The sequence below is a fragment of the Streptococcus sp. HMSC072C09 genome (genome assembly GCF_001813105.1).
GTDB lineage: Bacteria > Bacillota > Bacilli > Lactobacillales > Streptococcaceae > Streptococcus.
Map to the genome: position 1 here is coordinate 39,109 of NZ_KV811506.1, position 12,761 is coordinate 51,869.

7 protein-coding genes are annotated in these 12,761 nt (G+C 43.0%); all 7 read left to right on the plus strand.

Annotation, left to right across the window (positions count from 1 at the left end):
- Nucleotides 1–329: 329 nt before the first annotated feature.
- The 7 genes from fusA (at nucleotide 330) to glnA (ending at nucleotide 12,716) form a co-directional block, all read left to right on the plus strand.
- A complete protein-coding gene (gene fusA / locus HMPREF2893_RS10280; RefSeq protein WP_003003071.1) occupies nucleotides 330–2,411 on the plus strand; it encodes an elongation factor G in 2,082 nt (693 codons plus the stop codon).
- Between the two features lie 278 nt (nucleotides 2,412–2,689).
- Complete coding sequence (gene gap, locus HMPREF2893_RS10285; RefSeq protein WP_003003093.1) at nucleotides 2,690–3,700, plus strand: type I glyceraldehyde-3-phosphate dehydrogenase; 1,011 nt, start codon at nucleotides 2,690–2,692, stop codon at nucleotides 3,698–3,700.
- 233 nt (nucleotides 3,701–3,933) lie between these two features.
- Nucleotides 3,934–8,697 carry an endo-beta-N-acetylglucosaminidase gene (locus tag HMPREF2893_RS10290; protein WP_083312265.1) on the plus strand — a complete coding sequence of 1,588 codons (4,764 nt, stop codon included), beginning with the start codon at nucleotides 3,934–3,936 and terminating at the stop codon, nucleotides 8,695–8,697.
- 204 nt (nucleotides 8,698–8,901) lie between these two features.
- Complete coding sequence (locus tag HMPREF2893_RS10295) at nucleotides 8,902–10,101, plus strand: phosphoglycerate kinase (protein ID WP_031573909.1); 1,200 nt, start codon at nucleotides 8,902–8,904, stop codon at nucleotides 10,099–10,101.
- 268 nt (nucleotides 10,102–10,369) lie between these two features.
- Entirely contained in the window at nucleotides 10,370–10,903 is a 534-nt protein-coding gene (locus HMPREF2893_RS10300) for an FUSC family protein (protein WP_070676019.1), read from the plus strand.
- Nucleotides 10,904–10,970: 67 nt separating this feature from the next.
- Nucleotides 10,971–11,330 (plus strand): MerR family transcriptional regulator, encoded by a 360-nt coding sequence (locus HMPREF2893_RS10305; RefSeq protein WP_014713966.1) that lies wholly within the window; start codon nucleotides 10,971–10,973, stop codon nucleotides 11,328–11,330.
- Between the two features lie 39 nt (nucleotides 11,331–11,369).
- A complete protein-coding gene (gene glnA, locus HMPREF2893_RS10310) occupies nucleotides 11,370–12,716 on the plus strand; it encodes a type I glutamate--ammonia ligase (RefSeq protein ID WP_003008870.1) in 1,347 nt (448 codons plus the stop codon).
- Nucleotides 12,717–12,761: the final 45 nt, after the last annotated feature.

A 12,761-nucleotide genomic window follows, 5' to 3' on the forward strand; every position in this document is an offset into this window, starting at 1 on the left:
TTCCGAGCTTTTAGCCCGGGTTCAATTATGATACTAATAGCGGCAAAGGCCCAAGGCAAAAATAGGAAACTGATGCAGTGTTCCGTGAACACAAAGCAGTTTATCTTTTTTGCACCGGGCCTCGCTCGGGTTCAAATCAGTTAACTTGAGCTTTTAGCCCGAGTTCAATTAAGCTTCGTCAGCTCTTGGACCCAATTCAACTCTTCTTACAAGTTGGAACCAAAACTTAGCATGAAAACACTGAGAACGGGTAGGTCCTGCCTATCCGTTTTTATTAAATCATGTTATAATAGAATATAGAAATAAAAAATATAGGAGAAACAAACCTCATGGCACGCGAATTTTCACTTGAAAAAACTCGTAATATCGGTATCATGGCTCACGTCGATGCTGGTAAAACAACTACAACTGAGCGTATCCTTTACTACACTGGTAAGATTCACAAAATCGGTGAAACTCACGAAGGTGCGTCACAAATGGACTGGATGGAGCAAGAGCAAGAACGTGGTATCACCATCACATCTGCCGCTACAACAGCTCAATGGAAAGACACTCGTGTAAACATCATCGACACACCAGGACACGTGGACTTCACTATCGAAGTTCAACGTTCACTCCGCGTTTTGGACGGTGCTGTAACCGTTCTTGACTCACAATCAGGTGTTGAGCCTCAAACTGAAACAGTTTGGCGTCAAGCAACTGAATACGGAGTTCCACGTATCGTATTCGCTAACAAGATGGATAAAATCGGTGCTGACTTCCTTTACTCAGTAAGCACACTTCATGACCGTCTTCAAGCAAACGCTCACCCAATTCAATTGCCAATCGGTGCTGAAGATGACTTCCGCGGAATCATTGACTTGATCAAGATGAAAGCTGAAATCTATACTAACGACCTTGGTACAGATATCCTTGAAGAAGATATTCCAGCTGAATACCTTGAACAAGCTCAAGAATACCGTGAAAAATTGGTTGAAGCAGTTGCTGAAACTGATGAAGACTTGATGATGAAATACCTTGAAGGGGAAGAAATCACAAACGAAGAATTGAAAGCTGGTATCCGTAAAGCTACAATCAACGTTGAATTCTACCCAGTACTTTGTGGTTCTGCCTTCAAGAACAAAGGGGTTCAATTGATGTTGGATGCAGTCCTTGACTACCTTCCAAGCCCACTTGATATCCCTGCAATCAAGGGTGTAAACCCAGATACAGACGAAGAAGAAGAACGTCCAGCATCTGATGAAGAGCCATTTGCAGCTCTTGCCTTCAAGATCATGACTGACCCATTCGTAGGTCGTTTGACATTCTTCCGTGTTTACTCAGGTGTCTTGAACTCAGGTTCATACGTCTTGAACACTTCTAAAGGTAAACGTGAACGTATCGGACGTATCCTTCAAATGCACGCCAACACTCGTAAAGAAATCGAAACAGTTTACTCTGGAGATATCGCTGCTGCCGTTGGTTTGAAAGATACTACAACTGGTGACTCATTGACAGATGAAAAAGCAAAAATCATCCTTGAATCAATCGAAGTTCCAGAACCAGTTATCCAATTGATGGTTGAACCTAAATCTAAAGCAGACCAAGACAAGATGGGTATCGCCCTTCAAAAATTGGCTGAAGAAGATCCAACATTCCGCGTTGAAACAAACCCTGAAACTGGTGAAACAGTTATCTCTGGTATGGGTGAGTTGCACTTGGATGTCCTTGTTGACCGTATGAAACGTGAATTCAAGGTTGAAGCTAACGTTGGTGCCCCTCAAGTATCTTACCGTGAAACATTCCGCGCTTCTACACAAGCACGTGGATTCTTCAAACGTCAATCTGGTGGTAAAGGTCAGTTTGGTGATGTTTGGATCGAATTTACTCCAAACGAAGAAGGTAAAGGATTCGAGTTCGAAAATGCTATCGTCGGTGGTGTGGTTCCACGTGAATTCATCCCTGCAGTAGAAAAAGGACTTCAAGAATCTATGGCGAACGGTGTTCTTGCTGGTTACCCAATGGTTGACGTGAAAGCTAAGCTTTACGATGGTTCATACCACGATGTCGACTCATCTGAAACTGCCTTCAAGATCGCTGCATCTCTTGCGCTTAAAGAAGCTGCTAAGACTGCACAACCAGCTATCCTTGAACCAATGATGCTTGTAACCATCACAGTTCCTGAAGAAAACCTTGGGGATGTTATGGGTCACGTAACTGCTCGTCGTGGACGTGTAGATGGTATGGAAGCACACGGTGCAAGCCAAATCGTTCGTGCTTATGTCCCACTTGCTGAAATGTTTGGTTACGCTACTGTTCTTCGTTCTGCAACTCAAGGACGTGGTACCTTCATGATGGTATTTGACCACTACGAAGATGTACCAAAATCAGTACAAGAAGAAATCATTAAAAAAGCTAAAGGTGAAGCTTAATTTACCAAAGCTAAGAAACTCTTCCCATTCGGGAAGAGTTTTTCTTTGTTCCAAGAGTGAATACAAGTAAAAAAGTGCTTTTCCTATCGATCAAGACTTTGTGAAAAACTTTAATAAAAGAGGTGGTGATCTATGATAAATCTTGCTTTTCGTTGGGAAATAGTTGCTTTTTAATGCAATAAAGTATATAATAGAGACTGTTAAAAGATGTTTGGCGCTGTGTCAAGTTACTCTTTTCACAAAAAAATTTTTTGATTTTCATAAGGAGGAAATCACGAATGGTAGTTAAAGTTGGTATTAACGGTTTCGGTCGTATCGGACGTCTTGCTTTCCGTCGTATCCAAAACGTAGAAGGTGTTGAAGTTACACGCATCAACGACCTTACAGATCCAGTTATGCTTGCACACTTGTTGAAATACGATACAACTCAAGGTCGTTTCGACGGTACTGTGGAAGTTAAAGAAGGTGGATTCGAAGTTAACGGTAAATTCGTTAAAGTTTCCGCTGAACGTGATCCAGAACAAATCGACTGGGCTAACGACGGTGTAGAAATCGTTCTTGAAGCAACTGGTTTCTTTGCTACTAAAGCAGCTGCTGAAAAACACTTGCATGCTGGTGGTGCTAAGAAAGTTGTTATCACTGCTCCTGGTGGATCAGATGTTAAAACAGTCGTATTTAACACTAACCACGATATTCTTGATGGTACTGAAACAGTTATCTCAGGTGCTTCATGTACTACAAACTGCTTGGCTCCAATGGCTAAAGCTCTTCAAGATAACTTCGGTGTTGTTGAAGGATTGATGACTACTATCCACGCTTACACTGGTGACCAAATGATCCTTGACGGTCCACACCGTAAAGGTGACCTTCGTCGTGCACGCGCTGGTGCTGCTAACATCGTTCCTAACTCAACTGGTGCTGCTAAAGCAATCGGTTTGGTTATCCCTGAATTGAACGGTAAATTGGACGGAGCTGCACAACGTGTTCCTGTTCCAACTGGATCAGTTACTGAATTGGTAGTTGTTCTTGATAAGAACGTTACTGTTGATGAAGTGAACGCAGCTATGAAAGCAGCTTCAAACGAATCATACGGTTACACTGAAGATCCAATCGTTTCTTCAGACGTTGTAGGTATGTCTTACGGATCATTGTTTGACGCAACTCAAACTAAAGTTATTGACGTTGACGGTAAACAATTGGTTAAAGTTGTTTCATGGTATGACAACGAAATGTCTTACACTGCACAACTTGTTCGTACTCTTGAATACTTCGCAAAAATTGCTAAATAATTCATGCGTATGATGAGAGGAGGGAAACCTCCTCTTTTTTTGTACTTTTTTTAGAGCTTTCTCATCATATTATAGGAATTGCCAAAATAGATTGACAGTGCTAAATAGATTAGGGTATCCTATTCTTGATTGGAGATTTCTAATACAAGAAAATGAAAGCGATTACAGGTCGTGGAGAAAGGAGCCAATGGAAATCGCTCAAGAAAAAGAAAAAACCATACAAGGAGGTCAAGATGAACGGTCATCTATTTGAAAAGAAAGAACGATTTAGTATACGAAAATTCAGTGTGGGGGTTTGTTCCGCATTGATTGGGTTAGCATTTTTAGGAACAGGTGCTGTCTCTGCAGATGAGACGGTTTCTACTAGTGAACAACCCTTGGAAAGCTCTTCAGCAACGACCGAAGACGTCAATCATCTAGTGAGAGAAGCTGGCGTCTATACTGCAGATGCGGCCTTACCTTCTGCAGAAACGGAAAAACCAGTCGCAGAAGCGGTCACTCCGGAGGCTAGCCCTACGAGTACAGAAGCTAGCTCGACGACTACAGATCATCCAGCTGTTTCAGAGACTGAAAAACCAAAAGTTGCTGCTGAAAAAGTGGCCGATTTACCAACCAATGAAGAAAAACAATTGAGACCCAAAGAAGTTAAGTTCGATACCTGGGACGATCTCTTGAAGTGGGAACCAGGAAAACGAGTGGATGACGATATGAACAGAGCAAGCGTCCCACTTGCGAGTCGTTTCCAAGGAAAACAAATTAATGAACAAGCCAACCCTGAAGCGAAGATCCAAGCACTGTCAAATATGAACTCCAAAGCAAAGGATCATGCGTCTGTCGGCGGGGAAGAGTTTAAAGCCTATGCGTTTGATTACTGGCAATATTTGGATTCCATGGTCTTTTGGGAAGGGCTGGTTCCATCAGCAGATGTGATCGATGCTGCCCACCGAAATGGGGTTCCTATTTATGGAACAATCTTTTATAACTGGTCTAGCAGCATCAAGGATCAAGAACATTTTGCAGAAACCTTGAAAGAAGATAGTGAAGGCTCTAAAACTTTCCCGATCGCCCGTAAATTAGTCGAACTTGCCAAGTACTATGGCTTTGATGGTTACTTTATCAACCAAGAAACGACCGGAAATCTTGTAGAACCATTGGGTCCAAAATTGAGAGATTTTCTTCTTTATACCAAGGAATATGCGAAGAGTCTGAACTATCCGATTAAGTATTCCTGGTATGATGCTATGACCTATGAATATGGTCGTTACCATGAGAATGCGCTGGGAGAATACAACTACAATTTCATGCAGCCTGAAAACGGGGAAAATCCAGTTGATACTTTCTTTGCTAACTTTAACTGGGGCAAATCAGAAGTTGATTATTCCATCAGCACAGCTAAATGGATTCATCGGAATCCTTATGATGTTCTAGCTGGACTCGAGCTCCAAAAAGGAGGCTCTTATAAGACTAATGTAGACTGGAATGCCATTTTAGATGAACATGGCAAGTTGCGTCTATCCCTTGGTCTTTATGCGCCAGATACGATTACAGGGCTAGGAAAGACTGGAGAAGGATACCATACCCATGAAGATCTATTCTGGACAGGTTTCCAAGGAGATCCGACTAAAGGAAAACCAGCAGACCAATCTTGGTACGGTATGTCCAATCTAGTAGTGGACAAAACCCCAATCACTAGTGAAGATTTCAATACTTCCTTTAATACTGGACACGGAAAACACTGGTTTGTGGATGGCAAGATTTCTAAAGAAGGGGAGTGGAACTACCGTTCTGTTTCTGGCTACCTTCCAACATGGCGTTGGTGGGTAGAGCATAGTGAGGATAGTGCGCCATTGAAAGGTCGTTATGATTTTGATCAAGCCTACAATGGAGGAAATTCTCTAGCCTTTGAAGGAGATTTAAAAGCCAATAGCAGTCAAAATGTCATGCTCTATTCGACCAAGATTCCTGTGACAGAAACGACAAAATTGAGCGTCAGTCATAAAGGTGGGATCGGAGCAGCTGCCTGGGTAGCTGTTGCCACCAAAGAAGACTACTCTGAATACGAATGGAAAGAATTGACACCGAGTGCGGATTGGTCTACTCAAACCTTTGATTTGGGAAGTTTGGCTGGCAAGACCATTTATGCTGTGAAGATGTTCTTTGACCATGATACGGATGTTAAAGACTACAAATTTAATCTCGGCCAATTGTCGATTACTTCAAACCAAGAGAAACCAGCGACTCCAGCAGAAGTATCCGTTCGAGCAAAACGCCTACAAAATGCGCAAGAAGCAGAAGCAGTCCTCAATTTTAAAGGGGTAGCAGATGCGGATTATTATGAAGTCTATGAAAAAGATGGCGATAACTGGCGTCTCTTAACAGGGTCTTCTGCGACAACCGTCTATCTACCAAAAGTTAGCCGTTCAGCAAGTGCTGAAGGAACCACTCAGGAACTCAAGGTTGTGGCAGTTGGAAAGAATGGTCAACGTTCGGATGCGGGAACTGTAGCCTTTGATTGGGGCATGACCGTGTCAGATACCAGTCTACCAAAAGCTTTAGCGCCAAACGTGGTCATCGGAGCCAAAGTGATCGGTTCGAGCTTCCCGGATGCGGATGGTAGTGAAGGCATCGAAGGTATGTTAAATGGTACCATTACCAGTCTTTCAGATAAATGGTCTTCTGCTCAATTGAGTGGAACCGTCGATATTCGTTTGACACAACCACGGACCATTGTTCGTTGGGTCATGGACCATGCCGGTGCGGGTGGAGAATCTGTCGACGATGGCAAGATGAATACCCGTGACTTCGACCTTTACTACAAGGATGAAGCGGGTGAATGGAAGCTTGCTAAGGAAGTTCGTGGCAATAAAGCCCATGTGTCCGACATTACACTCGACCATCCAATCAAGGCTCAAGACTGGCGTCTCCATGTCATTACGGCAGATAACGGCACCCCATGGCAAGCCATCCGGATTTACAACTGGAAGATGTATGAAAGTCTGGATACTGAAACGGTCAATATTCCGATGAAACATGCTGCAGCGCAAAACTTAGGTAATCATTTTGTCCAAGTCGGCTTCAAAGATGTTCCGGCCGATACCACTCTGACTCTTTATGCCGATAAAGAAGCCACTAGTCCAATTGCGACCATGACAGCCGATCAAGCTGGAAATCTCATCTTTAAACCGCTGGCTTTTGAATCAACCCCGTCTCTTCTTTACTATCGTGCACAAGTTCCTGGTAAAGATATCAGTAATGTTTTGGCGATCGAAGTTCCAAAGAATGATAAAGAAATTGCGGGACTTCAATTTGAAGATGGATTGAGCAAGAAGGTTTACCGGGAAGGCGATGCCCTTTCCTTGAAAGTGGCGACTCTCCGCGTTCATTATAAAGATGGCCAAGCAGATCAACTGGTCAATCTCACCAACTCAGGTGTAGAGATTCATGGATTTGACAGTAGCAAGCTTGGAGAACAACACCTAGAAGTCTCTTACCTTGGTCAGAAATTGGATAAGACCCTCACTGTTTTTGTGGTCAGTGCAGAGGAAGCAGGTGAAAAAGCAGTTGCTGGTCTAGAATTGACCGACAAACCAAAAGTGGAATATATTGTCGGAGAAGCATTGGAGAAGGAGGGTGGACGCTTTACAGTCGTCTTTGAAGATGAAACGACCGAAACGCATGCCTTGACAGATGAAGGGGTTGAAGTGACTGGCTTTGATACGACCAAGGAAGGTCGTCAAACCATCACTGTCCATTACAAAGGAGCTAGTACAAGCTTTGATGTCCTCGTGAATCCAAAACCAGCTCTCAACGATGAATACCTTAAGCAAAAATTGGCTGAAGCTGAAGCTGCAAAAGCCAAAGTAGACTTTACTTTTGCGACTCCTGAAGTCAAAGAAGCTTTGCTGGCTGGAATGGCTGCTTCTGAAAAAGTCTTGAAAGAGCATGATACCAGCACACAAGATCAAGTCAATGAGCAGTTGAACCAATTGACCGCTCTCTTGAAAGCCTTGGATGGTCAAGCCAATCTAACAAAAGAAAAAGAAGCTCTCTCTGCTCTGACAACAGAAGCGACTGCTCTATTAACAAGCAAGCCAAATCACCCTTCTGGAGAGGCTTTGCAGGCACTCCTGGAGAAAAATAAAGAGCTCCTAGCTTCTTCAGAGCTCACTCCTGAAGCGCTTGAAACAGCTAAGACAGGTCTAGAGACCTTGATTGCGCTCCTGAAAGAAGATAAGCCAGCGGTCTTTGTAGACCCTGCGACTGGAGTCGAAGTTCAATTCTCCAACTTAGAGCCAACCGTTGTCAAAGGACTAAAAGTCGCAAAAGTTGAAGCCAATCAGACAGAAAAAGAAGAGCTGAAGGGCCGAGAAGGAATCGTCTTTGATATTGAAGGCGTGGATGCAAGCGGTCAAGACATCGATACGCACCATCCATCCCTTGTGAAAATCCCTGTGGATAAGGATAAAGAAGTGGAGCAAGTTCTCTTCTTCCCAGAAGGTCAAGCTCCTCAATCCTTGGCCTTTGAGAGAGTCGGAGATGTGGTCATCTTTACAGCTCCTCACTTTACCCACTATGCGATTGTCTATAAGCCAGCCAAAACGGAAGGACCAGACCAACCGATCCAACCAGAAGAACCGGCTAAACCAGATCAGCCTGTTCAACCAGCTGCCCCAGTGACTCCGGATCCAGCTAATCCATTGAAGCCTACAGAGCCTTCTCAAGTGGATCAGTTGGCCCCAACGACTTCTACTCAAGCGGATCATCAGGAGGAAGAACACAAGGATATGGTCGATCAAGAGATCCATCAGTTGTTAAGTGCCCACCAAGGAGTGAACTTACAGCCAACGGTTCAGCAAGAAACAAAAGATGCCAGCAAAGAAGGTCAATCGGAACACTTACCAAATACGGCAAGCCTAGAAGCTTCCTTTGCAGCTGAAGCTGTTCTCCTAGCAGCCTTAGGAGGCTTCCTCTTGGCTGGTAAGAAGAAAGAAGAGTAATTCTTTTACAAGATTCTTTTGTTCACTTAAAAAGTCACTCTCAAAAAAAACCTCTCTGGTGAAAACCAGAGAGGTTTGATCTTGTATCTAGAAGTGTCGTTCGGATCCTGTGAATTAGAGGGGAAAAGCATTGGATTTTTCTACCTCTTTTACAGCTTTTGTGATATAATTATCATGTATTAAAAAAAGAAGGAGTCATATCTAATGGCAAAATTGACTGTTAAAGACGTTGACTTGAAAGGGAAAAAAGTTCTCGTTCGTGTTGACTTCAACGTTCCTGTAAAAGATGGCGTGATCACTAATGATAACCGTATCACTGCAGCTCTTCCAACTATCAAGTACATCCTTGAACAAGGTGGACGTGCAATCCTCTTCTCTCACCTTGGACGTGTTAAAGAAGAAGCAGATAAAGAAGGTAAATCACTTGCTCCTGTAGCTGCTGACTTGGCTGCAAAATTGGGTCAAGAAGTTCAATTTATCCCAGGTGTTACACGTGGTGCTGAATTGGAAGCAGCTGTTAACGCTCTTGAAGATGGACAAGTTCTCTTGGTTGAAAACACTCGTTTCGAAGATGTTGACGGCAAGAAAGAATCTAAAAACGATCCTGAACTTGGTAAATACTGGGCATCACTTGGAGATGGTATCTTCGTAAACGATGCATTTGGTACAGCTCACCGTGCACACGCATCTAACGTTGGTATCTCAGCAAACGTTGAAAAAGCTGTTGCTGGATTCCTTCTTGAAAACGAAATTGCTTACATTAAAGAAGCAGTTGAAGCTCCAGAACGTCCATTCGTAGCCATCCTTGGTGGTTCAAAAGTTTCAGACAAGATCGGTGTTATCGAAAACTTGCTTGAAAAAGCTGATAAAGTTCTTATCGGTGGTGGGATGACTTACACATTCTACAAAGCACAAGGTATCGAAATCGGTAACTCACTTGTAGAAGAAGACAAATTGGATGTGGCGAAAGCTCTTCTTGAAAAATCAAACGGCAAATTGATCTTGCCAGTTGACTCAAAAGAAGCGAACGCATTTGCTGACTACACTGAAGTGAAAGACACTGAAGGTGAAGCAGTAGATCCAGGATTCCTTGGTCTTGATATCGGTCCTAAATCAATCGCTAAATTCGACCAAGAATTGACTGGTGCGAAAACAGTTGTATGGAACGGACCTATGGGTGTATTTGAAAACCCTGACTTCCAAGCTGGTACAATCGGTGTGATGGACGCTATCGTGAAACAACCAGGCGTTAAATCAATCATCGGTGGTGGTGACTCAGCTGCTGCTGCGATCAACCTTGGCCGTGCAGACAAATTCTCATGGATCTCTACTGGTGGTGGTGCTTCTATGGAACTCCTTGAAGGTAAAGAACTTCCAGGATTGGCTGCTCTTACAGACAAATAAACTAAATAAAATGAAAGAGGCTGGGACAAAAGTCCTAGCCTCTCAATTGTTTTTGGATTGTCGAGCAAGACGCAGTGGTTGAGTGGGCTCTACTATGCTGATTTCATTAGCTTTTATATCCCTACTCAACTGTGCGGAGGTGGGACGACGAAATCGAATTCTAACGAATTACCGATTTCTGTCCCACTCTCTTTTTTCTTTCTACTGATATCTGTTCTCTCCTTTCTGAAAATATGGTAGAATAATAGAAATAGAAAGATAGGTGACCATGGATTACTTTAAACGACACAAATTTGATTGGTCCAAATTCCGTTTGGGGATGAGAACCTTTAAAACAGGGATTGCCGTTTTTATTGTACTACTTATTTTTGGAATATTTGGCTGGCGAGGCCTTCAGATCGGAACTTTGACAGCTGTTTTTAGTTTGAGGGAAGACTTTGATAAGAGTGTCCACTTCGGGGCTTCGCGTGTCATGGGCAACAGTATCGGAGGTTTTTATGCTGTATTGTTCTTCCTTTTAAAAACGCTCTTTCATGGGGCGTATTGGGTGACTCTTATTTTTGTACCCATAGCGACCATGTTAACCATTATGACAAATGTCGCTATGAATAACAAAGCAGGAATTATTGGAGGAGTTTCGGCAATGCTGATCATTACCCTCTCAATTCCTAACGGAGAAACCTTCTTATATGTTTTTGCCCGAATATTTGAGACCTTTATTGGCGTTTTCGTTGCGATTTTGGTCAATTCGGACGTAGATCGCATTCGCGATTTTCTCAAGAAACACAAAAAAGCTATGTAAGATTATATAACATTTAATCTTGACATAGATTTTTTTTTCGATATAATAGAATAGAAAGAGGAATGGTATGAAGGAAAAGGAATTACGACGCTCGCTGGCAGTCTTTCCGATTGGAAGTGTTATGAAGTTGACCGACTTGACAGCTCGTCAGATTCGTTATTATGAAGATCAAGGGTTAATTTCTCCTGATCGAACAGAAGGCAATCGCCGCATGTATTCATTGGACAATATGGACCGTCTGCTTGAGATCAAAGATTATATTTCAGATGGTTTGAATATTGCGGATATCAAGAAGAGATATGCGGAAAAAGAGCAAGAGCAAACCAAGGTGGTCAGCCAAGAAGCCATTCGTAAGGCTCTTCATCGTGACATTCTTCAGCAAAGTCGCTTCACATCTTCCCCATCGCCATATGGTCAATTTCGTTGATCATTTCATAAGCTTGTAATCTATTTTAAGGAGACAAAAATGTCAATTACTGCTGCAGATATTCGCCGTGAAGTAAAAGAAAAAAATGTTACTTTTATTCGCTTGATGTTCTCTGATATTTTGGGAACCATGAAGAACGTCGAAATTCCAGCTACCGATGAGCAACTGGACAAGGTTCTTTCAAACAAAGCCATGTTTGATGGTTCTTCTATCGAAGGATTTGTCCGTATCAACGAGTCAGATATGTATCTTTACCCAGATTTGGATACATGGACAGTCTTCCCTTGGGGAGATGAAAATGGTAGCGTAGCTGGCTTGATCTGTGACGTCTATACGACAGAAGGAGAACCATTTGCAGGAGACCCACGTGGCAACTTGAAACGGGCCCTTCGTCATATGGAAGAACTTGGATTCAAATCCTTTAACCTTGGTCCAGAACCAGAATTCTTCCTCTTCAAGTTGGACGAAAATGGAGATCCAACTCTTGAAGTAAACGACAAAGGTGGCTATTTTGACTTGGCTCCAACAGACCTTGCAGATAACACTCGTCGTGAAATCGTAAATGTCTTGACCAAGATGGGCTTTGAAGTAGAAGCCAGCCACCATGAAGTAGCCGTTGGTCAGCATGAAATCGACTTTAAGTATGACGAAGTTCTTCGCGCTTGTGATAAGATCCAAATCTTTAAACTCGTTGTGAAGACCATCGCTCGTAAACACGGTTTGTACGCAACCTTTATGGCTAAACCTAAATTTGGAATTGCCGGATCAGGTATGCACTGTAATATGTCTCTCTTTGACCAAGATGGCAACAATGCCTTCTTTGATCCAGAAGATCCACGTGGAATGCAATTGTCAGAAACTGCTTATCACTTCTTGGGTGGTTTGATCAAGCATGCCTACAACTTTACAGCCGTGACCAACCCAACCGTCAACTCTTATAAACGTTTGGTTCCTGGATATGAAGCACCTGTTTATATCGCTTGGGCAGGACGCAACCGTTCCCCATTGGTACGTGTGCCAGCATCACGTGGTATGGGAACTCGTTTGGAATTGCGTTCCGTAGATCCAATGGCCAATCCTTATGTAGCCTTGGCAGTCTTGCTTGAAGTCGGCCTTCACGGAATTGAAAATAAAATCGAAGCACCTGCTCCGATCGAAGAAAATATCTATGTGATGACACCGGAAGAACGTAGAGCAGCTGGAATCACAGATTTACCTTCTACCCTTCACAATGCTTTGAAAGCCTTGACAGAAGACGAAGTGGTGAAAGCTGCCTTGGGTGAACACATTTACACCAGCTTCCTTGAAGCCAAACGAATCGAATGGGCAAGCTATGCGACCTTCGTATCCCAATGGGAAGTAGACAACTATTTAGATCTTTATTAAGAAACAAGAGTAAAGAGGCTAGGACAAAAGTCCTAGCCTCTCAAT